17 protein-coding genes and 1 pseudogene are annotated in these 23,584 nt (G+C 40.6%); 8 read left to right on the plus strand and 10 right to left on the minus strand.

What is annotated here, in order from left to right; all coding sequences use genetic code 11:
- Positions 1 to 42: 42 nt before the first annotated feature.
- The 3 genes from QUF78_RS26315 to secA form a co-directional block, all read right to left on the minus strand.
- Entirely contained in the window at positions 43 to 1,809 is a 1,767-nt protein-coding gene (locus QUF78_RS26315; RefSeq protein ID WP_289327009.1) for an LTA synthase family protein, read from the minus strand.
- Between the two features lie 521 nt (positions 1,810 to 2,330).
- Positions 2,331 to 2,813 (minus strand): SLAP domain-containing protein, encoded by a 483-nt coding sequence (locus QUF78_RS26320; RefSeq protein ID WP_289327010.1) that lies wholly within the window; start codon positions 2,811 to 2,813, stop codon positions 2,331 to 2,333.
- On the minus strand, positions 2,810 to 5,188 hold the full coding sequence (gene secA, locus QUF78_RS26325; protein ID WP_289327011.1) for a preprotein translocase subunit SecA: 2,379 nt from the start codon (positions 5,186 to 5,188) through the stop codon (positions 2,810 to 2,812). The genes QUF78_RS26320 and secA overlap by 4 nt, the downstream gene beginning before the upstream one ends.
- A 287-nt stretch (positions 5,189 to 5,475) precedes the next feature.
- Here secA and QUF78_RS26330 point away from each other — a divergent pair, with 287 nt between their 5' ends.
- From QUF78_RS26330 to QUF78_RS26350, 5 genes are all read left to right on the plus strand, one after another.
- Positions 5,476 to 6,906, plus strand: coding sequence for an alkaline phosphatase (locus tag QUF78_RS26330; RefSeq protein ID WP_289327012.1), 1,431 nt, complete (start codon positions 5,476 to 5,478; stop codon positions 6,904 to 6,906).
- 372 nt (positions 6,907 to 7,278) lie between these two features.
- On the plus strand, positions 7,279 to 7,410 hold the full coding sequence (locus QUF78_RS26335; protein WP_289327013.1) for a hypothetical protein: 132 nt from the start codon (positions 7,279 to 7,281) through the stop codon (positions 7,408 to 7,410).
- Positions 7,411 to 7,586: 176 nt separating this feature from the next.
- Entirely contained in the window at positions 7,587 to 8,246 is a 660-nt protein-coding gene (locus QUF78_RS26340) for a hypothetical protein (protein ID WP_289327014.1), read from the plus strand.
- Entirely contained in the window at positions 8,243 to 8,416 is a 174-nt protein-coding gene (locus tag QUF78_RS26345; RefSeq protein ID WP_289327015.1) for a hypothetical protein, read from the plus strand. The genes QUF78_RS26340 and QUF78_RS26345 overlap by 4 nt, the downstream gene beginning before the upstream one ends.
- Before the next feature lie 93 nt (positions 8,417 to 8,509).
- Positions 8,510 to 8,668, plus strand: coding sequence for a hypothetical protein (locus tag QUF78_RS26350; protein ID WP_289327016.1), 159 nt, complete (start codon positions 8,510 to 8,512; stop codon positions 8,666 to 8,668).
- Between the two features lie 40 nt (positions 8,669 to 8,708).
- Here QUF78_RS26350 and QUF78_RS26355 read toward each other — a convergent pair whose 3' ends face one another.
- The 5 genes from QUF78_RS26355 to QUF78_RS26375 all read right to left on the minus strand — a co-directional run bounded on the left by QUF78_RS26355 (position 8,709) and on the right by QUF78_RS26375 (position 16,248).
- Positions 8,709 to 10,781: a SpoIID/LytB domain-containing protein gene (locus QUF78_RS26355; RefSeq protein ID WP_289327017.1), complete on the minus strand. Its 2,073-nt coding sequence runs from the start codon at positions 10,779 to 10,781 to the stop codon at positions 8,709 to 8,711.
- A 12-nt stretch (positions 10,782 to 10,793) separates the two neighbouring features.
- On the minus strand, positions 10,794 to 10,958 hold the full coding sequence (locus tag QUF78_RS26360) for a hypothetical protein (RefSeq protein WP_289327018.1): 165 nt from the start codon (positions 10,956 to 10,958) through the stop codon (positions 10,794 to 10,796).
- A gap of 236 nt (positions 10,959 to 11,194) precedes the next feature.
- Positions 11,195 to 13,201: a penicillin-binding transpeptidase domain-containing protein gene (locus tag QUF78_RS26365; protein WP_289327019.1), complete on the minus strand. Its 2,007-nt coding sequence runs from the start codon at positions 13,199 to 13,201 to the stop codon at positions 11,195 to 11,197.
- Between the two features lie 652 nt (positions 13,202 to 13,853).
- Positions 13,854 to 15,290 carry a hypothetical protein gene (locus QUF78_RS26370; protein WP_289327020.1) on the minus strand — a complete coding sequence of 479 codons (1,437 nt, stop codon included), beginning with the start codon at positions 15,288 to 15,290 and terminating at the stop codon, positions 13,854 to 13,856.
- A gap of 640 nt (positions 15,291 to 15,930) precedes the next feature.
- On the minus strand, positions 15,931 to 16,248 hold the full coding sequence (locus QUF78_RS26375; RefSeq protein WP_289327021.1) for a hypothetical protein: 318 nt from the start codon (positions 16,246 to 16,248) through the stop codon (positions 15,931 to 15,933).
- Between the two features lie 544 nt (positions 16,249 to 16,792).
- Between QUF78_RS26375 and QUF78_RS26380 the strand changes: the two genes are divergently transcribed.
- Positions 16,793 to 17,686, plus strand: a complete 894-nt coding sequence (locus tag QUF78_RS26380) for a helix-turn-helix domain-containing protein (protein ID WP_289327022.1) — start codon at positions 16,793 to 16,795, stop codon at positions 17,684 to 17,686.
- A gap of 177 nt (positions 17,687 to 17,863) precedes the next feature.
- On the opposite strand, the gene QUF78_RS26385 is transcribed toward QUF78_RS26380, so the two are convergent.
- Positions 17,864 to 18,088 (minus strand): hypothetical protein, encoded by a 225-nt coding sequence (locus QUF78_RS26385; protein WP_289327023.1) that lies wholly within the window; start codon positions 18,086 to 18,088, stop codon positions 17,864 to 17,866.
- Positions 18,089 to 18,203: 115 nt separating this feature from the next.
- On the opposite strand from QUF78_RS26385, the gene QUF78_RS26390 reads away from it, so the two are divergent.
- Together QUF78_RS26390 and QUF78_RS26395 are read left to right on the plus strand one after the other, a co-directional pair.
- Positions 18,204 to 19,829 carry a hypothetical protein gene (locus tag QUF78_RS26390; protein WP_289327024.1) on the plus strand — a complete coding sequence of 542 codons (1,626 nt, stop codon included), beginning with the start codon at positions 18,204 to 18,206 and terminating at the stop codon, positions 19,827 to 19,829.
- Between the two features lie 838 nt (positions 19,830 to 20,667).
- A pseudogene (locus QUF78_RS26395) lies at positions 20,668 to 22,794 on the plus strand (DEAD/DEAH box helicase); the annotation flags it as partial.
- Between the two features lie 158 nt (positions 22,795 to 22,952).
- On the opposite strand, the gene QUF78_RS26400 reads toward QUF78_RS26395, so the two are convergent.
- Entirely contained in the window at positions 22,953 to 23,561 is a 609-nt protein-coding gene (locus QUF78_RS26400; protein ID WP_289327026.1) for a LysE/ArgO family amino acid transporter, read from the minus strand.
- Between the last annotated feature and the right edge of the window lie 23 nt (positions 23,562 to 23,584).

Genomic DNA, 23,584 nt, shown 5'->3' on the forward strand with positions numbered 1-23,584 from the left:
GGAGGATGGCTTTAATAGCCATCCTCTTTTTTTACCTTTTGGTCAATCCTTCGTTTTTTTAAAATAATCGGAACGTATCACTTGGTCACTCAGATCAATCTCCTTTTGGTCTTCTGATGAAAATCCTTCGACCTTGCCCTCTTCATTAATTTTCATTTGAGAACCATAATCCCCTTTTAATATCAAAGCATCACCTTTTTCGTCATTAAGCATGCTCTCTCCAAAGTATGAAGAACTCTTAATATTGAACAGATCATATAGAGTTGGTAAAATATCGATTTGGCCCGCTACCTTATCAATCGTTCTTCCTTTCATATCCTCCTGATAAATGATCACGGGAATGGGCATATATTTTTCAATCCACTGCTCATCGCTAATTTTACTACCGTAATACGCTTCAACCTCGTGTTTATCTTTTAAAAATAGCCCATCATGATCTCCGTAAATGACAATCACGCTGTCTTTCAATTTCCCGTCATCCTTCAATTTCTTTACGAAATCCCCGATGGCTGAATCCGTATAATGAATTGCTTCAAAATATTTAGATAGATAACTGCCCTCTTTTCCAACTTCAGGCTTCAATGTTATCTGTTCCTTCGGTAGCGAAAAAGGTACATGGCTGGTCAATGTAACGAAAAAAGCATAATAGGGATTTTGTTTATCTTTTAATAAATCATAGCTTTGATTGAAGAAACTGCGGTCTCCCAAGCCCATCGAAATCATCTCATCTTGCTTCATGTCCTCTATGGAAAAATAGTCATCAAACCCTAGTGAGGGATATGCATGCTGCCTATTCCAAAAGTCTTCTTCATCCCCGTGGAAAGCATAACTTTGATAATCCGACTTCTTTAATTCTTTAGCAAGACCCGGGAAATCATTATAAGGGAACCGAAAAAAGGTCGCGCCTTGCTTTAAAGGAAATAAACCGGTATTCACGATCAGCTCTCCATCAGATGAATTTCCAAATACGGTCTGTGGATATACATGCGGGAAGTACAAACCCTCCTTCGCCAATTCATTCATGAATGGTGTGACCTCCTGTCCGGCACTACTTTGAAATAGCGGAAACGCCTGTAAAGATTCCACTTGGATGATAATGAGATTCTTCCCCTCCAATGAACCTGAAAAGGCATGATCCTTTATTTTCTTTTTATTAAAGTAATCAGAAACGGCCTTCTTTTCTTTCGAAGACATTCCATGCCCTCCCGAGTCAGTAAAGTAGGCATACGTGTCCAATAAGTGATGACCGATCGGGCCCCAGTTTCGCAAGAAGGTATTCGCCTCATAACGCCGGGTTATATCCACCTTGTCGATAAAAATATTCTTTACCGGCTTAAGCCCTGCTATCATCAGGAAAATCACGGCCGGTACAAGTGCCATATGCTTGAGGGGGTATTTTTTCTTCACGAATGATTCTGCAATTGGAATGCCTACCAGAAGAAAGATTGAATCTTTCATTTCCATCATACTGAATATACTTTCACCAAGCCCATTCAGATTGCTTTTTTGCATCCACATATAGGAAGTTATAGGTGTCGAGTAATAGCGATAAAACCAGATGTCCCCAAGGAAAAAGACCATGATCGAAAGAAGGAAGACAGAAAAAATGATGCCCTTTAGGATCCAATTCGGTATCCATTCCTTCAGATAAACAATAAAACCGGCAACACCGATGATTATCGTAATAATCCCGACAGAAAGATCATTACCCATCCTATCATTCGTATAAATGAAAAGTATGGCCACGATTGAAATGGACAAAATCTCAAATAGCCTCTCCTTCAATCGCTGATTTAGGTTATACTTCATGCTCCAGCCACTTTCCTCTTCATTATTTCCAGGCCATCGTTAAGCCTGATTACGGAAGATTACTTATAAATATTACTTAGCGTTACCATTTATGAGAAATTGCAGACAGAAAACAGCATTAATATTTGGCAGTTGCCAAACCAGTCTTAATGCCTTCCCTCATAAACAAGAGCCTTCATCTATAGATGAGGGCTCAGACTGTAGACAAACTTGAGAAAAGCAAGTTTGTTATTTAATAAACTTCAGTTGTTTTCAGAAATTGCTTCGTGAGGAGTGTCACAAATTTCTTCAATCTAGTGAGGGTTTCACCCATATAAACCAGGAAAAAATCAAGGAGCATAACCCCTTCTCGTTTTTATAATTCGGGTAATACTTCCCTCGATAAAATCGTGAAAGGGATTCGGGTGAGACCATTCCGCACCCTATTTTGTCGACAAACTGGTATAGATGAGGGCTTTTCAACATACTTAATCATTCCTTTTCATTCCGGTTGCCGCCAATTCATGTGAGTGTTTTTCCTACTATCTCTTCCATTCAAAAGCAATCTTCCAATCTTCATCAGGAATCGATTCTGCCAACATATCCCCTTCTTCGAATAAGAAACGCCATGGCATGCTTGAAAGTGCCGGTATCTCCCCCAGGTTTGATAGATCGAATGCCTTTTTTGCCAATAATTTTCCGTTCCCATCCACTATCAATAAATCCACGATATCAAACTGGACTGCTTTCTCCAATGAATTTCGGAGAAAAGCAACTATGATTACATCATCCTCCACCCTATTCAGCTTAACGCCGGATATTGAAATTTGATTCGGTTTTAATGCAGCCAGCCTTTGATGGTGGAATCTATATACATATTCCTCTTGCTTGGAAATTTCCCATTCCTTGTGAAACATCAGGGCAGTATGAACAGCGTCCTGATTGAGTACCTCACGTTCATCTATAGTTAAATGGTTTTTCTTTTCATTAACCCTTATATCCCTTTTTCCAAATAAACTCATCATTCTTCACTCTCCAAAGCAGCTTCATCTTCCTGATTGCTATTCATATATTCCATAAAACGGATGCTTATCTCCGACTCGATTATACTTAAGAGAAGGTTGAATTGGCTAAGTGCCACTTTTTCAAACAACATATATGGGTCCTGTTGACCATATCCGCTTAAACCAACGCCTTCCTTCATACTATTCATTTCGTCCAAATGATTCATCCAATTTGTATCAATATGCTGCAGCATGAAAGCACGTAACTGGTTTCCCCATTCTGCATCGTCTTGAAAAATTACTAGCATCGATTCCAATTCACCTAAAGCATCCAATGCTTTTGCTTCAACTAAATGACCTTCCAAATCCTTCAAATCACTTGCCTGCCAATCCAAAGACAGGAAAACAGGGGAAAGCTCATCAATAAAGGCGGAGGAATCAGGTTCTGCTAGATGTTCAGGGTAATGTTTCTCTATGAGTCGACGAACGTATTTTTCGATATATTCTAGTAATATGACCGACATCCGTCCAGAATCCCAATCAAGAATCCTATCTCTCATCGCATAGATGATTTTTCTTTGCTCATTTAATGCATGTTCTAACTTCAATAAATGGTAACGACTTGATTGATGCATCTGCTCTATCGTTTCCTGCACCCTTTTCATGAATTTATCGGGTGCAGGGCCCACCACCAATCCATTTTCGTCCGTTTTGATTTTATTTATATACCGTTCGATCTCTTCTTCATCATAGTAATCAAACAAATCATCTTCCAAGGAAATGATGAATTGTGTTGAACCTGGATCACCCTGCCGGCCGGAACGTCCCCTTAGCTGCATGTCAATCCGACTGCTCTCGTGTCGCTCCGTACCGATGATATGAAGGCCGCCCAATTCCTTGACAGCATCATCCAGCACTATATCCGTTCCTCTCCCAGCCATGTTCGTAGCCAGCATGACTTGATTTTTTTGCCCGGCATTGGCGATGATTTCCGCTTCATCCTCTTCCGTCTTCGCATTAAGGATTTGATGCTTAATTTTCCCCTTATCTAAATGAACCGAAATTTTTTCAGATTGCTCAATGGAGGTCGTCCCGATCAGAATAGGTCTGCCTTCTTCATGAATCCGTTTTACTTCCGTGACGATTTTGTTGATTTTGCTGATTTCATCCTTATAGATCAAATCAATCTCATCCACTCGAATAATAGGCTTATTAGTTGGAATTTCAATGACGGGGAGCTGATATGTTTCCCGGAATTCCGACTTTGATTGCACGGCACTGCCTGTCATCCCAGACATTGAATGATATAAACGAAAGTAATTTTGGATGGTTATCAACGCCTGTGTTTCATTCTCTTCGGAAATCTCCAAGCCCTCTTTTGCCTCAATTGCTTGATGAAGCCCATCACTGAAGCTTCGCCCTTCCATCACCCTGCCTGTGAATTTATCGATTAATGAAATCCTTCCATCCATGACAATGTAGTCCACATCCAATTTCATGATCGCGTGGGCTTTAAGCGCCTGTGTGACATTATGTAATAACTCTTGATGATCCAGATCATACAGATTGTCGATACCAAAAGCCTCTTCAATCTTGGAAGCCCCTTGATCCGTGAAAAAGGCCGCCTTTGACTCAGTGAAAATCTCGTAATCATCATTTTCTATATATGACTTCATGATTTGTGCAGTGATCTGGTGAAGCTCGGTTCCGTCGCTTGCCTTGCCCGCAATGATTAATGGTGTCCTCGCTTCATCAATCAAGATGCTGTCAATCTCATCGACAATGGCAAATCGGTGTCCTCTTTGAACCTTCTCTTCCCTTCGGAAAACCATATTGTCACGCAAATAATCAAAACCGAACTCTGTTGCCGTTCCATACGTGATATCTGCTTTATAAGCTTCACGTTTTGCAGTAGGCCCCATTTGGGAAATGTTCAAACCGACCGTCAACCCTAGAAATTCATGAATTTTTCCCATTAACTCTTTATCACGTCTGGCCAAATATTCATTGGCCGTAATAATATGGACACCATTCCCGCACAGTGCATGTAAATAGCTAGGCAAGGTAGCGACAAGTGTCTTCCCCTCTCCCGTATTCATTTGTGCAATGCCCCCTTCACTCAGGACAAAGCCACCTGCAAGCTGGACATCATGGTGCCTAAGGTTCAACACTCGTTTAGAAGCCTCCCTTACTACCGCAAAAGCTTCGGTTTGTATATCCGATATATTTTTACCAGCATCCAATAAGTTTTTAAATCTATCCTTCATTCCGCATAATTCTTGATCTGAATATCTTTCATACTTACCCTCTAGTCGATTCACATCTTCTACCAACTTATAAATTCTCTTTAAGTCTTTAGAGCTTTCTTTGAAGAACTTTTTCATACTGGATAGCATAGGGTTTTCTCTCCTATTATTTCAATTGAACTCTAGTGAAATTATATCAGTTATATATTTACTGTTTATAAATTATTACCTCTATATTGAAATTATATAGAAGGTTTTTTTTCACCCTTCCTTCTTTTATTCCGATATTGTAAAAGTTATAAAAGCTACAGTCATCCTAGTCCAGTCTGGATGAAATTCACATAGAAAATTAACGCTCCTTCCTGAATATCAGGAAGGGGTTTTTTTATCGATTTAAACAAATAATAGGAAGACTTTCACCCAATGGAGGATTCCAGATGAATAAGACATCCACAAGATTCATTCTTAAACTTACACAGCCTCATCACTTTGGATTACTCGTTCTTATCTGCATTATTTGCATGACCTCTCCTATTCAAGCAGAGATCAAAAACACCCCCAAGAATGTCATATTGCTGATTGGCGACGGCATGGGGTTAGGTGCAATAGAAATTGCCCGACAATTGGAATACGGAAAGACAGGCGTTTTGCATTTGGAAAAACTGGAGCACATTGCCCTGATGCGCACGTATTCCGCCAATAATTACGTCACTGACTCGGCAGCAGGAGGGTCCGCGATTGCCACTGGAATAAAAACCAACAATGAATCGATCGGTGTTGATGTCAATGGTTCCGAGGTAGATAGTGTATTGGATGCATTTCAGGCGAATGGAAAAAAAGTCGGGATCATTTCAACCAATATGGTAGTCGATGCCACTCCTGCTGCCTTTGGCGCAAGTGTGTCTAACCGGTGGACAGGCGGCGCAAATATCGCGAGGCAGCTCTTTGAGAACCGGATTGACGTCATTCTCGGCGGAGGTGCCAGCTATTTCGGGGCAGATAAGCAAAATGGCGAGGATTTAATCACTAAATTTAAAAAAGCAGGCTATGGGATTACGACCACTAAAGAAGAGCTTAGTTCCATTAATAAAACGGAAAAACTATTAGGGTTATTTCACCCTACCTATATGAATTTTAAGCTGGATAAAGAAGTATTACATTCACAAGAGCCATCTCTACCCGAAATGACATCCAAAGCGATTGATATTTTATCTCAGGGTGATAAAGGATTCTTCCTGATGGCTGAAGGTGCTCGTATTGACCACATGGAGCATGCGGCCGATATCACTGGAATATGGAAGGAAACGATCGAGTTTGACCAGACCGTCAAAGAGGTTGTGAATTGGGCAAAAAATAGAAATGATACTTTGATTGTTGTGCTTGCAGACCACGAAACAATGGGGACCTCCGCATCTGAGACCATGGATATCCCTGCATTGAAAAAAATCAGGGTTTCTTCTGAATATATGTCCAAACAGCTTACATTCAATAAAAATAACGAAATCAATCCAGAAAGTGTCGTTTCCACATTCAAGAAGTATGCACATATATCCCTTACGGATCAGGAAGTTCATCAATTCATCGCTAACGTTAGAAAGAATAGAACGCTTGTCTATCCACAGCATCAAATTGATTGGGAAATCGGAAGCACCATCGCCAAGCATCATAAGGCAGGTGTAGCTGATCGAAGCATAAGGGCTGCCAGTTCCACAGGAGGGCACACCGCCAATATGATACCCGTTTTTGCTTCGGGCCCAGGCAGTGAAGCCTTTGATGGGGTCATTGAAAATACGGATGTTTCGAAAATCATCACAAAAGCCGCCGGTGTTCCGTTCACACCCGGTCAGCATAAAACAAAAGAAGAATGAATTGATTCATTCTTCTTTTAAGATGATTCTCCTGTCTCATTAAACTGGATTTTTTCTGTATTCATTTCTATTGAGGTGCGTTAACTCAAGTTTGGGGGATTTCTCCGAAGTTTGGGGCAATTACTCACGAAATTGTGCGATATTCCTGAAGTTTTTTGGATTTACTCGTGAGTTTAGGGCGTTTACTCGTGAATTTGGGGCGTTTACTAGTGAGTTTGCGCTTTTTACTCGCGAATTCGTGCTGTTTCCTTATAAGTGTGATGAATTTACTCTTATGAGGTGCGTTAACTCAAGTTTCGGTGGATTTAGCCGAAGTTTGGGGCAATTACTCGCGAAATTGTGCGATATTCCTGAAGTTTTGTGCGTTTACTCGTGAATTTGCGGCGTTTACTCGTGAATTTGGGCTGTTTACTCGTGAGTTTGGGACGTTTACTCGCGAGTTTGCGCCTTTTACTCGTGAATTCGTGCTGTTTCCTTATAAGTGTGATGAATTTACTCTTATGAGGTGCGTTAACTCAAGTTTGGGGGATTTAGCCGAAGTTTGGGGCAATTACTCACGAAATTGTGCGATATTCCTGAAGTTTTGTGCGTTTACTCGTGAGTTTAGGGCGTTTACTCGTGAGTTTGGGGCAATTACTCGCGAAATTGTGCGATATTCCTGAAGTTTTGTGCGTTTACTCGTGAGTTTAGGGCGTTTACTCGTGAATTCGTGCTGTTTACTCGCGAGTTTGCGCTTTTTACTCGTGAATTCGTGCTGTTTCCTTATAAGTGTGATGAATTTACTCTTAGGAGGTGCGTTAACTCAATTTTCGGGGGATTTAGCCGAAGTTTGGGGCAATTACTCACGAAATTGTGCGATATTCCTGAAGTTTTGTGCGTTTACTCGTGAGTTTGCGCTTTTTACTCGTGAGTTTGGGGAGTTTACTCGTGAGTTTGGGGCGCTTACTCGTGAGTTTGCGCTTTTTACTCGTGAATTCGTGCTGTTTCCTTATAAGTGTGATGAATTTACTCTTAGGAGGTGCGTTAACTCAAGTTTGGGGGATTTAGCCGAAGTTTGGGGCAATTACTCACGAAATTGTGCGATATTCCTGAAGTTTTGTGCGTTTACTCGTGAGTTTGGGGCGTTTACTCGTGAGTTTGCGCTTTTTACTCGTGAATTCGTGCTGTTTACTCGTGAGTTTGCGCTTTTTACTCGTGAATTCGTGCTGTTTCCTTATAAGTGTGATGAATTTACTCTTTGGAGGTGCGTTAACTCAATTTTCGGGGGATTTCTCCGAAGTTTGGGGCAATTACTCACGAAATTGTGCGATATTCCTGAAGTTTGGGGCGTTTACTCGTGAATTTGCGCTTTTTACTCGTGAATTTGAGGCGTTTACTCGTGAGTTTGGGCTTTTTACTCGTGAGTTTGGGGCGTTTACTCGTGAGTTTGGGGCGCTTACTCGTGAGTTTGCGCTTTTTACTCGTGAATTCGTGCTGTTTCCTTATAAGTGTGATGAATTTACTCTTATGAGGTGCGTTAACTCAAGTTTGGGGGATTTCTCCGAAGTTTGGGGCAATTACTCACGAAATTGTGCGATATTCCTGAAGTTTTGTGCGTTTACTCGTGAGTTTAGGGCGTTTACTCGTGAATTCGTGCTGTTTACTCGTGAGTTTGCGCTTTTTACTCGTGAATTTGCGCTTTTTACTCGTGAGTTTGGGGCGTTTACTCGCGAGTTTGCGCCTTTTACTCGTGAGTTTGATGAAGAACCTTAACCATTTATAAAAGAACAAAAAAAGACGCCAATAAATGACGTCTTAATTATTCATTTTTTCACATGTTTCTTTACAAGATACCCAATCTGGCTTCCCTTTTTCACTTTATACCACTCATCTTGTTGAGCTAGGATCGTTACGGTTTGATCCCTGTATAGTTTCCCAACCGTTTCAGAAGAATCATTTCTATCTTCTTTAATAGATAATGCGTTTGCTGTCACGATTCCCGTCGTCTTCCTAATGGGGATTTTCGTTGAAACGCTTTTCTTATTGTCACTCCCATCCTTAGCGGTGATTGTCACCGTGAAAATCCCGTTGGTCATATTTTTGAAATCCCAGCTTGCCGATTGCCTGCCTTTAATGACCTGCCTTTCGGAAAGGGTGCCAACCGCTTTGCCCTTACTGTTCTTGATTTCCACTTTCACTTTAGAGTTTTCATTTATTGTATACGTTATGTTCGCTTTCTCGGTACTGTAATTACCCGATGTATTGACATCGGTGATTTTCGGTGCCGACGTATCCTTACTAATCTTAATCACCATTCTTGCCGAACCTTCATTACCGCTTCGGTCCATTGTTGATATTTCCGCTCCATATGTACCGTTACTTACCTCTTTCGTGTTCCAGATTACTGAATGGGTACCTTTTTTCATTGTTTGGTCACGAACTGGGGTAGTTAGGGCTTTCCCTTTACTATCTTTAATCGTGAGTGAAACTACAGCATCTTCTTTAAGGGAATAAGTGATTCCAACTTCATCCTTTTCATGATCCGTCTTCGCTTTCATGTTTATTGAATTCGGTGCCGCCTTCACGTCAAGATCCGTTTTAGCTCCAGCCCCTACTTTTCCATATTCCTTTTCTATATTAGTGTTAGGATAATAAAATGCCAAAATCACTTGATACGATTGACCTGCTTCCGCCCTGTTTTTCGCTCCAAACTGACTTAGCCCGACCCCATGTCCGTATCCTGACCCTTCAATAGCAATTCTGGAAGGATCGGAAGATGAATGGTCAACCAGATAGCTTTTCATCACACCTTGTCCCACCATGCCCCTGATTTTGGAAGCCGCTACATTGGTAAGGTTAATCTTTTGCTCCAAAAGGCTCCCCCTGTCATCAACAAGATCCCTTACATAGAATTTCAGTTGGATGGAGCCCTTCGTAACCCGGCCTCCCGTTTTTTTATCGGTAAATGTTAAAACGGGAATCTCCGTTATTTTAATATCTTTATTCGCATATCCATTATTATTCAGCCAAACCTTGAGCCTAGGTACCACCGCTTTATCTTTTTCCTGTACACTTGTCCACCATTCATCCGGATTCGATAAATCTTTTTTTGACAGGTCGATTTGCTGCTTGTCCAGCGTTATCTCCCAATTGGTTTTTGAATCATAGGAATCTTCTTTTATAGTTAAATATGAAAGAGGATTACCACTTGACCAAACATTTGAATTCGATTCGGTCATGCCTCCATTACTTGAGGAAAAGAACGCTTCGATTATTTCATCATCTTGTTTGATTACCATACCCGTTGTCTGATCAATGGCAGAATTAGTTTGGTAGTGACCGTCCGCCCCGCCATATACTTGGTAAGAAACCGTATCATCAATTAATGTGGATTGATGGCGAAGAGCATAAGTCCGGGCTGCAATCGCCTGTGCTTTTAAGGCTTCGGCATGCCATAGTGCAGGCATCTCCCGCGGCACAACGCCCTTTAGATAATCTTCAATGTAAACATGATTGATTGGCCGAATGTAACCGCCCTCCACTGTAAATGAAAATGAGCCTGGATACGGCCGGCCGTTTATGGACAATGAAGCATCTGGTTTAACAGGAATTATCTTGAAGGAAGCATAAGCTCCCGCTTTCTTAGAACCTTTGTAAACGGCAATTTTTGCTGACTCCACTTTCAAAGTCAGATCTTCACCCGCCTTGATGAATATCTCTCCCCCTGAAGTATGGTAGTCCCCGGTTGCCGTTAATTTGACACTGGTTTGATTCCCTAAGTAATTCTTCAGTTTCACTTCCATCGTTGTATTCTCTTCCGTTGCCGTTGCTTCAGGAGAAGGAAATGCAGAAAAAGTGATAAAGAAAGCAATAAACAAATATTTTAAACTCCTCATTCCTTTTCATCCTCATTCCAATTCTATTTGTCTTTCAAAGATTTCCGGATGCATTAATCCTGATACGTTCAATCCAATGGCATGGGGGAGTATATAATAATCCTGGATGATGTCACTGCTGCTGAACCATGTTCCATGATTTTCATTCCTTGTTTTTAACTCCTTTTTGAATGACAAACTTTTAAGGTTTACTGAACTCTCTTTTTTACATTCTGTATGTACGACTCATTATCCTTCAAATCCAACCTTTAATATTGAGGTTAAATAGCATAACGTTTTTTGATCATTTATGAAGGTACTGAACTCCTTAACCGTTAAAAAATAAAAAGCTGGACATGGAAGAAAACATGTCCAGCTTTTTATTTGGTAAATGCTCGATGCATCTAACCATTTTCTGATGGGTACTTATTTCTTTACTTTAAATACTTCTTCAAGACCGGTTTCATATGATCGATAGCGACATGGCTGCCGCCCCGTCCTTTTACATCCTCTACCATCCATGCCATGAGAAGTTCTGGGTCTTCTAAGTCCATTGCAACAAACCAGCCATTTTCTGTTCCGTCAGCGTTTTTGGATGCCTTGATTTCAGCAGTTCCCGTTTTGGCTGCGATTTTTATGCCAAGATCATTTATTCCATGTCCGCTTCCCTTAGGATGTTCCACTACTTGTGTCAGCATCTTGGTGATCTGATTTGCTTGGTCTGCTGATATGGCATTTTCCTTCCATATTTTCTTTTCTATTTTATCTCCTGTTATTAACGAAGGTGCCACGATGTTTCCTTCATTCAAGAAGGCTGAATAGGTCATAGCGAGATGAAGAGTGCTCATTTGGACTTGAGCTTGACCATATCCAGCGTCTGCCAAGCGTCCTTCACTGTCGATTTTACCAATGCTCGATGCTTTGATCGGATAATCGTAGTTCAAAGCTTCATCAAATCCGAATGCCTTGAGTCCATTTGAGAATTTTTCTTTTCCAAGCCCCAATGCTTTTTGGGCAAAATAAATATTGTCTGAATAAATTAATGCCTTTTCCATATCGATTGGAACACCGGGGTCAGAAACCCTTGTAATGGAATGATCTTTCCATGTCGATTTGGCCCACGTTTTTCCTTGGATATTTATTGTCTCATTCGGATCCACACCATTTTTCAAAGCGATTGCCGCAGTAATCGCCTTAATGGTTGAACCAGGTGCAAACGTCGAACTGAAACGGTTTAAGAGCGGTTTTTTTGGGTCTTCTTCAAGCGCTTTTTGTTCCGCTTTTGTTATACCGAATATATATTTATTAGGATCGAATGACGGACTTGAAACAAGTGCAAGCGTTTCACCGGTTTTCGGATCAAGTGCCGATGCTGATCCAACTTCGTTCTTATATTGCTTAAAGATATCCTTTTGAAGCTCGGCATCGATGGTCAATGTAATTGTTTCTCCCTCCTCAGCAGGTTTTTCAGCAATTACTTTTTCTTCGCCATCTTCTGATTTAATAAAGATTTTACCGCCAGGTTTCCCTTTAAGCCTTTTTTCTAAAACTTCCTCAAGGCCTCGCTTGCCAATAACGTCACTTGCGGTATAACCTTTCCCTTTCAATTTCTCCAAGTCTTCGGCTGATGCCTCGCCGACGTATCCAATTAGATGGGCAGTAGCCTCTTTATATGGATATATGCGTTCTTCCGTATTATTGACCGATACCCCAGCAATGCTTAATAGCTTTTCCAAGGTTGCGGTATTATCGTTTGACATTTTCTTGATGGGGACGAAATAGCTGGGCTTCACCCATGATTGTTTTAATTTCTGATTCACTTCGTCGGTGGTCATATTGAGGATTCCAGCGACCTTTTTAACTGTTTCGGATTCATTGGCCATTTTCTCTGGCACAATTCCTACTTCTGCTACCGTTCCATTCATGGCAAGACCGCGTTCATTTCGATCGACAATTTCCCCGCGAATGGCTGGATACGATTCAACAGATATCTTTTCACCAGCTTCCAATTTAGGGAATATATAACTTTCATCCCACTTGATGTACCAATTTTCTTCCTCACCTTCCCCTTCCTTGACAAGGGTCGCTTTATGGTCAGAGCTGACTGCACCTGCCATAGTGGACATATCAACGGTATAAGCAAGGTTCACCTTTTCTCCATCTTTATGATCTTTTTCTTCTTTTGGCTGTTTATAGTCCACCTTTAATTGGTCGACTTCTATGCCCGAATAGATTTTTTCATAACGTTTCGCAAATTCATCCGCACTGATTTCTTTCTTTGTCTCAGGTGACAGATATTCGTACATCTTCGTAAAATCCTGTTTATTCCAAAGCTTCGTATATGCTGCAAAGCGATCTTCTGGAGTTGGCTCATCCGAGCACCCGGCCAGGAACAATACGCTCATCAACAATAAGCTGGAAACTAAAGCTAGTTTCTTCATGATTTCCTCCTAATGAATAGTTAGAGTGATATACCTATAGTTTATCAAAATATTAGGGGAATGGGGGATTTTACATGACAGATTTCTTGATTTTGCTAATTAACCATGTTTTTTCTAAAGCAAAAGTCCTGTACATATTGTACAGGACTTCAGACTATAGACGACTTCGAAGAAAGCGAGTTTGCCTACAGTTTTTTAAACGTTTCAGTTGTTTTCAGAAATCCGTTCCCTTTCCGCCGACTGTCTGCCAAGCCGCATCAAAGCAAGCATCTGTGGGGTCCGGCTAGCCAGTTATTCGGCAGGAGTGTCGCAAATTCCTTCAATCCGGTGAAGATTTCATCTACTATAATAAAGTAAAAAAACATGAATGAAATTCAAGGTTTTTTTAAAATTCATGGTTCGAAATAAAACCAGCAGCTACAGTTTTTTCCTAATAAAAGGTCCATTTGTTTTCGGAAATCCGCAAATCCTTTCCGCCGACCGTCTACCAAGCCTTCTCACGCTAGCATCCTGCGTGGTCCAGGCTAGCCAGTTATTCGGCAGGAGTATCGAAATTCCATTAAACCAGTGGTTTCATCCACTATAATAAAGTAAAAAAACATGAACGATAATCGTTGGGTGAGGCAATTCCTAATTCCCCTTTTTCGACAAATTAAAGCATTCTTTTTTTTCGGCTTTTTTTCTCTTGCAACCATTTTTTCAAGAAGAAAAAGCCCAGGATGCTCGAAATGATGAGACCGCTCGTCGTCACCATGACAGCTACCCATTCGTATAGGGAGTAATTCATATATGCTTTCCACGGTAATTTCCCTTTCCAATCTTCAATATATAGATTCATTCCGAATATCCCGGAAATAACCGTATAAATCGTTAGTATTTGCAAGAGATAATTACTGCTTTTCCCAGCCAGTTTATCCTGGTTTTGATAAAGGTAGGAAAGTGTTTCCTTCACTTCTTTATAGAGAGGGGCGATCCTGAAGGTTTCATCCGTTTTTTTGAATAGCTCTTTACCGACAGCCGTACTATTGACTTCAGTAAATAAATATTTTGCAGAAAACTCAGTGATCATGAAAATCAGCTGTTCCGTATCCGATTGATCTTTTTCCACATCTATTCGGGAATGTTCATGAGCCAATTTGAGCAGTACGATTTTATAATAGAAGAAGAGCAACACCGTGTAAAAGTGCTGGCCGTACATTTCACTGGCCAGTTCCTGTTCCAGTTTACCTGTCGCTTTCGTGACACACGCGAAATGATACATGCTTGTTACATAATAGGTTTCCTTGCCCCACCTGTCATAAACCCTTTCTTGATAATACCTTTCAATATAATCAGGGTTTAATGCGCCTATATATGGCTCCCCATCATTGTCATACCCGTTCAGTTCACTGATCCGGAATAAGTCATTTTTAGAAATATCACGATTCTCAGGGAATGCAATGTAACTGATCACGTACATTCTTTCATCGATGAAGAAGGGTAAACTGCCAAAATATGTCGGGTCGGCTTGTTCTTCATCTATATATTCTTCCATTGGTGGCAATAGTTCATTGAAGATGAAATCCTTCACCTGTTCATACTGATTTTCCCGACAGCCGACTTTCGTTTTTTCTTCGTCATCAGCAATCGGTTCAAGGATCCGGAATGTATCCCCAAAATAGAGAACATCATTATATGAAAGTCCTTCAGGTAACGTAACACGGAGATTCATCATGCCAATATGAAATGGACATATGAAGATATCTATAGAGTTAATAATAAATGGGGTATTTAAATAGGGTGATTCGAAGGTACAATCAATATCCAGTTTTTTCGTAAAGCGCCGCAAGCCTTCCTTCTGTTTTGCGTTTCCTGGAAATAGTATCGGCTCGATGTAAGGCATGAAATACTTTTCCAATTTACGGTGTGAAACTTTATGGCCACCGTAAAATTGATTTTGTTGTTCCATATCTTTCAAGTTCAAAAAAACGAAATTGTCCCCCAACAACTTTTCCACAAACTTTTCAATCATATTTCCTTCAAGCGTAAACGGAAAAATGTACTGCTGGAAAGTTCGCTTCGTGGTATCATTCTTATCTTTCACATCCATAAATATATTCCTCCGATTAAACCTGCGACAAACAAGGGTTAATTCATTTATTTAATTATTATTTACCCATGTATATACAAACAAAACGAAACATATTATAGAAATAAATTGGACAAATTGTCCAAATAAAAAAAAGATCCCCCAAGCAAGTGCTCGGGGGCCATCGAAAAGAGTTCTTCAACCCTCTTCACTTTAGGGTACTAGAAACTGATGTTTCTAATGAAAAATCCGATAGTCGGACCATTTTAGCATTTATTTTCAGGATGATAAACCACGAAATTCCTCCATATTTGGGCTTTAGAACTAAGTTTTATCTAATTAATCCTTATATACAGGGATTCACAGATGAAAATATAACTTTAGGAATAATCATAAGATCTTCTTTAAACCATCCATAAATCATGAAAATCACGTTTTAAATAATGGAAAAAGGGTAAATAAAAAAATAAGCAAAGGAGAGACATCATGAAATCCGATAACTATAAACAACACTTTAAATTTTTCGAAAAAACAAATGACTCAAAACCAAGTGAAAGGAAACAAATGAGCGATTTCATCAAAAAAATGAAAATGAATTCTCAAAACTCTCATCTAAATGGTAAAAACTCATGACATGTATGGTGTCATGAGTTTTTATCGTTTAAAATGCGATTTCATTTCCGTGAAGGTTTTGCCTCACACATTTTTTGATACCGATTACATTCAAAAAATGTTGAATTTTCTTCATGGAGGTTGCCTGATATTCATCTACAATCGAAAACTCTTTAATATAAGCGATATTTTCTTGTACATCTGTATCTATATGATCTTGGCTGTATTCTTTTCCATCTGATTTTTTGCATGTGTACACCACAGCTTCACCAATATTCCTGGTTGCCTTATCAAAAGAAAAAGAAAACACAATGGCACATTCATCATCGTAAAAAGAGGGTTTAACTTTCATATTAATATCAATCATTAACCTTACACCTCTCTCCGTTTTATTATTTACACTATAACAAAATTAATAAAAGGAAATAGGCGTTCCAAACTACGCTCACGTTTCTTCCACACCTACCAAATGGACCTTTCACCCCCATTGCATGGATAATTATAACTAAAGGAATATGCGCAAAAGAATAATCTTCTAAAAAGAATAAAAAAAACACCTTCATATGAAGATGCTTGAATGAATAATAGGAAGCTTCATTACTTATTTATATAAACCTGGAAGTTCTGCGTAAAGGCCTGGTAATTCGCTTGGGACAATAACAAAAGCAGCGATGATAAGAAAAGATACGACTAATGCTTTAGTACTTTTTTTCATAGGTCATTCCTCCTTTTCTTTTAAAAAAATATTGGTTAAAATAGAAATTAATTCTATAGTTATATTTAACCACATTTCCTAAAACCATTAATTTCGACTAAAGAATCTATTTAAACCGTTCAGGACCTGTACATACAGCTTTCACCGATTTTTCATAACAAAATATAACTCTAGGCATATTTTAAGGAGAATCAAAATGGATTTTTTTGCAGTTGGACAAAAAATCAAAGAGCTACGTAAACAAATCGGACTTTCCCAGGAAGAGTTGGCATCCGGTATTTGTACACAAGCACAGATCAGTAAGATTGAAAAGGGCGATGTCTATCCATATGCATCCACTCTCTACTTAATTTCTCAACGTTTAGGCGTTGATGTAAACTATTTTTTCGATATTGGTATGACCCCTAGGCTGGATTATGTCGAAGAAGTGATTTATCAATTAAAAATAGCCAGAAGAACCCGAAATTATGAAGAAATGCAGCAAATTGTTAAGGCTGAGGAGAACAGTCCGCTCTTTCTTCAGAATAAAAAGAATCATCAATTGATTCTTTGGCACAAGGGAATATACGAATATGAAAAAAATAAAGATTTAGATAAAGCCATTGAGTTTATTAATCAGGCCATCGCCATCACTCATACGACTGATAAAATTTATTCGGAACGGGAGCTTGAAATCTTGAGTAGCCTTGGTGTGATGTATGTTGCCGAAGAACAATACGAAAATGCCTTTGCCTTGTTAAGGAAAGCTTTAGATCACTTGAAAGCCCTGCCCTTTTTGACCGATAAAACGCTAAAGACGCGCTTATCCTATAATTTTGGCAGAGTCTTAACACGCCTGGTCCGATATGAAGAATCCATTGCCTGCTGCCAAGATGCCATAAAGTGGTGCCTCGAACATGATCAATTATATGCGTTAGCGGATTTACATTACCATTTAGGTTACAATTTTGAACTCGTAGGTAACTTTAAAGAGGCAAAAGAGTACTTGGAAAAGTCAGCATTTCTCTTCACATTACAAAAAAATCATACCTTCGCTACATTCATCAACAAAAAGTTGGACAGTTGGAAGAATGAAATGAAAATAAACTAATTCTATATATAAAGCCATTCCCACGGGAATGGCTCTTCCCATACACCAAGAATATGTATAAGCTCTCGACTCATCATTTCCAAAACCTCTATTCTACATTTCAAATTCCAAGCCAAAATGAAGTATAATAAAGAGATGCTTCAAAAACCCACTTTTAAAAATGGTTCCTGCCCCTCATCACTTGGCTATTTGGCAATGTGAAGCGGATGAAGGATTTGTGGCATGGTTAGCATGAATGCTAGTTATTCCTGTTTGGAAGGCTATATATCCGAACCGCTTATATTCAAGGGGGTTTTTGACGATATTGACTTTTACAGGGGTTAAATGAAAAGACGGAAAGAGAATGGCCATGAAAAAAGTCAAGCATGGTACATATGCTGTGATAGCTTTTAAAATTGTCACTGTGGCAATTCCTTGGTTAACCCAGGCAAGACTACGATTGTTAAAGTACTGATGGTTCATGATCATACAAAAATATAATTTTGGTAAACAGGGCTTGACCCTGAAGGAGGAGAGTATGGAGCGGGAGTTGTTGTTAGTTGGGGAGCGGCTGGCGGAATTTTTGGAGGCCGGGAATCCGGAAGATTCGGACGTGGTGAATCAAGGGCTTCAGTTATACCGTCAGGGGCTTGTTGATATTAAAGAAGAAGCGGCAGATACGATTACGGCTGAAGTACAGGATGAAACGCGCTTTAAGGCCAGGCTGAACCTACTCTTCCCTCAGGATGGAAGCTGTACATGTGATTCAAGGTTCATTTGCCGGCATCAAATGGCCGTTTTCTTTTCTTCGTATTCAGAACATGCTAGTGTTTCCGACTGGCTGAGCGAATGGAAAGCACCAAAAAATACCTCAACCGCCCAAGCACTGCAGCAAGTAAAACGGGCGAGTGATTTACTTAAACAGGATGGGGAGAAATCCATCACCTTAGATAAAAGCTATCCATCATGGAAGCAATTCGTGAATGTTACCTTTGAGGAACATGTCGAGCCTCATATAGGCGAGCCTACTTATATGATTGAAAACCATATACAAACCTACTTTAAACGCCTTAGCACTAAAGCTCCAATGGAACGGGAATGGAAACTGCTTTACCATTTCGTTACACAATTTTGCTCGATGCAGCTGACACTGAGAATGATTCAGTTACATAAAAGTCAGACGCAAATGATCCGGGTCTTTTATGCACTTGCTGTCGACCTAGCAGAAGAGCTTCATGAAACGGTGCAGCCGCTTAGCCGGCAAGCTAGGCCATTCGCCTTTGATCCCTTCGTTTTCAGCATCAAGGAGGATGTAGCTAAGCTGCTCGATGGAGGAGATGGTCTGGAATATGAAAAGATCGACCTCTACCGGGAGATTTGGAGCTACTTATTCTCCAACTCCTCATGGCGTAAAGAGGAACTGGAACGAATCAAGAAAGAACTTCCTGAGAAATACATGGGCACGACTGAGAGGACGTCCTATTCCCTCGCAGCCATTCACCTATCCCTTCTGGATAATCATGATAAGCAAGCGATTGGACTACTCCATGAATTGAAGAAGGAAGCCTGTCCATACATTTTTTATTGGCTGAATCTCCTGTCTGAATCAGACAACCGGTCACGTGCCATCCCTTTCATTGAATTCATCAACGCTAATGTCCAGGAGTTTCTTGCGGATTTATCCGATTATTATCAGCGGGTAGATTTCGTACGGACCTTTACGACTTTAATTAACAGTTGCTGTTATAAGCTAAAACGAACCGATTTGCTTGAGAAATTTTACAGAGCCACACTTCCGCACAGCTATTGGAATTATGCAAATTTCCTTTTTGAACAAGGACAATATAAAAAATGGGTGGAGATGCATATTTACTCAGAAATCAGCATTGACTTAATCAGCAGTGAATCCATCAAAGAAGTGGTCTCAAAAGAACCGGAACTAATCTTGCCCCTATATTATCATGCGGTTCAGGAAAAAGTTTCCTTAAAAAACCGACCTGCATATAAGCAAGCTGTCCGTTATTTGAAAAGGATGCGCACCATCTACAAAAAGAGCAAAAAGGAAGACGTATTCGAACGCTATATACTTTATGTAGCTGATTCAACCAAACGGCTTCGCGCTTTCCAAGAAGAACTAAAAAGGGGTAAGCTTATCGATGTTTAATCCAGGGAAATTAAAAATCAAAATAGCGGCTCTCGAAAACTTATCCTACGCCCTTGGTGTAGTCAATGAAGAGAATACCTTCCTCAATACCAATTATATACGCAGGCTGTTATTCAATTGGGATGACGCAAGCTTTTATGGTACTAAAATGACCACGGATCTAGTTGATGGAAATCCTGTATTCATTCTTGACGCTTGGGGACTTCTCAACTTTTTTGCAAGGGAAAGCTTTAATTCCTTCATAGAATGGGAATGGTCCGAGATATCCTCCCTTTGCCTGTCGGCAGCGCCTGTGCTTCATGAATCCATTGAAGCCGGAATCCCCGTACCGGATTTCACTAATCTTCAGTTGGACTCCATCGGCTGGAAGCTGCCCGAAGAGGTGGAGGAGGAATTCGTCCCTTCGTTTTGGGAAGAAGAAATATCTTTGGACCTCCCTTCACCTGAACTGGAAACCAATCGTACATTTATCGAAAAGTGGTATAACGGTGCCGCTAATATGTATTTAAAAAACTATTCACCCATGCAGCATAAATGGAGTGAAGCCGTCGGGGCATTAAAGGATTCACGGCTTTCTCCCGAAGAATTGCAATCCTTTTTTGACAAAGACAGCTGGCAGGAATGGCTCGGGACCCAACCCGATCCCAAACCATTCACTATAGGCCTCCGTTTAACTGAGCCTCCTGATGGTAATGGGCCTTGGATACTCGATGTCACCCTTCGTTCCAAAAAGGATGAGAATATCATCGAAACATATACAGGAAAGAAACTGCCGCGCGGCTGGAATAAGTATGCAAGTGAAGTGGTGCGTGCTACGAAACGCTGGCAACTCGTCGTGCCATGGCTTGGAGAGAATGGACGTCTAAAAAGGGAGATTCCGGAAACGGATGCATGGGAGTTCTTGACCGACGCAAGCGAAAAACTCCTGTTTCTTGGCGTCGAAATTCTCCTTCCATCCTGGTGGCTTGCCTTGAAGGAGTCCTCTTTGAAGGTTAAGGCGAAAGTAAAGAGCCAATCAAATCGCGGCCCTTCTTATGTCGGGTTAAAGGCTTTAATGGACTTTGATTGGCGTTTCTCATTAAATGGCAAAGAGCTCACTGAGGCGGAGTTCGAGGAGCTCGTCAATGAAAAAAGGCGGCTTGTGTTCATCCGTGGCCAATGGGTCAAGCTTGATCCCGCTTTCATTAAACAAATTCAGGAGCTGATGGAAACGGCTAATGAAAAAGGAATCCAGCTGACTGATTTGCTGCAGCAGGAATTGTTGAATGGCGTAAATGAAGATAGCGATGACGATTCTGAAAACGACGAAATGCTCCGGATTCAATTTGAATTGAACCAGGAGCTTCGTAAAATGGTGGGAAGACTCAGGGAAACAAAAAACATATCCGTTTTGCCCGTCCCCAATACACTTCAAGGCGATTTACGACCTTATCAAAAACTGGGCATGAGCTGGCTCCTTTTTTTAAGGGAGCATGGTTTTGGTGCTTGTCTAGCCGACGATATGGGGCTTGGGAAGACTGTCCAGATGATTGCCTACCTCCTTCATGTGAAAGACAAAGAAGGAGCAAGTAAAGAGCTGCCCACTACTCCCTTGGACGAACAAAAGAGTGAAACGATCATCGTCGAAGAGGAAAGTAACGAAGAGAGCAGCGATGAGGCTGAGGTCAATACCTCTCCACCCGAAACCGTCTCTGTACAATCGGCGCTCATCGTTTGCCCAACATCAGTATTAGGCAACTGGCAAAAGGAATTGGAAAAATTCGCACCAACACTTAAAGTTCACCTTCACTACGGTTCAAATCGGGCTAAAGGTGAAGCATTTACTAAACTGGCAGCGGACCATGATATTGTCTTAACATCATACGGCCTGACCCACCAAGATGTAGCTGAACTGTCCTCCATCCATTGGAGCAGCGTAATCCTTGATGAGGCACAAAACATCAAGAATGCCCAAACAAAGCAATCTAAAGCGGTCCGCAAGCTAAATGGCAGGCATCATATTGCGTTATCGGGTACGCCAATGGAAAACCGTTTAAGTGAGCTATGGGCGATTTTCGACTTCATCAATAAAGGTTATCTTGGAACGCTAGGTCAGTTTCAGGAAAAATATGTGGCGACCATCGAACGTGATGAACAGAAGGATAAAGTCAAAGAATTACAGCGTTTGATACAGCCATTTTTACTCCGCCGTACAAAACGCGATAAAGAAGTCGCACTTAATCTCCCGGATAAGCAAGAACAAAAAGAATTCGTACCGCTTACCACAGAGCAAGCGTCGTTATATGAACAATTGATCAAAGATACATTCACTGATATCGAACAACTGTCGGCCTTTGAAAGAAAAGGCATCATCCTGCAGATGCTGAATAAGCTAAAGCAACTCTGCAATCACCCAGCTCTTTACTTAAAAGAGATGGACAAGGAAAACATCATGAAGGCACCTAACCGATCAGGCAAACTCGAGAAGCTGACTGAGCTTGTCGATGCTGTCCGCGAACAGGATGAAAGCTGTCTCATTTTTACACAATATATCGGGATGGGCAATATGATGAAAGAATTGTTGGAAAAACGGTATGGCTTTGAAGTGCCATTCCTGAACGGGAGTGCGAACAAGAAACAGCGTGATGAAATGATCACTCGATTCCAAGATGGGGAGTTTCCTATTTTTATTCTCTCGCTGAAAGCAGGTGGCACCGGGCTCAATTTAACAGAAGCAAACCACGTGATTCACTATGATCGCTGGTGGAACCCAGCTGTTGAAAATCAAGCCACCGACCGTGCATACCGAATTGGGCAACAGCGTTTCGTTCACGTTCATAAGCTAATATGCACAGGGACACTGGAAGAAAAAATCGACCAGATGCTTGATAAAAAGCAAGCCCTGAACGACGAAATCATCAGCAGTGACAACTGGATCACCGAACTTTCCACTGAGGAAATCAAGGACTTGGTTGCTCTCCAATAATGTTCTCATACTCAAACACCCGCTCTCTCGATAAGAAGATGAATGAGTGCGGGGTGTTGCTTATCAAGACACAAAAGGAGAATACATATAATATGTATTCTCCTTCATTTTTTTAAAAAGTGCCCATTAAGTGGTTAATGCTGCACAATATCATTTTTTCAAAAAAACGATTTCACCATATAGAGAGCCGTAATCCAGATGATGATTGCAGAGATTTTATTTAATATTCCAAGGAATTTGCCTGATGTATCAACCTTTTTCAGCAATCGTCCCGCAAGACATAATCCATGGAACCAGCACCATGACACAACGATGCATGTTCCCGTAAAAATCATTTTATCAGTTCCTGAGTAAACAAGTGAGCTAGAACCGATTACACCTATCGTATCTAAGATTGCATGTGGATTAAGTAATGATACCGATAAAGCAAATACAATTTGTTTTTTAACGGACATCTGCATAGTTTGAGCATCTGACTGTGTATTTGCTTTGGCAGACCAAATCTGAAAACCCATATACAATAGGAATATAACTCCGATTATGATTAACGTAAGACGCAACCAATCATATTGCATGACAATCAACGATACACCTAAAATGGCTAACAGAATGAGTACGGTATCACAAATGGCAGCTGTGATCGTTGCAGGCAATGCTTTTTTTAACGTAGGTTGGATTGCTCCCTGATTAAAAATAAATACATTTTGGACTCCTAATGGCAGTATCAGTCCTAATGCCAATAACAATCCATGAAAAAATGGTCCCATACGAATACCTCCCTCCCCCACAT

This window comes from Peribacillus sp. ACCC06369 (genome assembly GCF_030348945.1).
Classification (GTDB): Bacteria; Bacillota; Bacilli; order Bacillales; family DSM-1321; genus Peribacillus.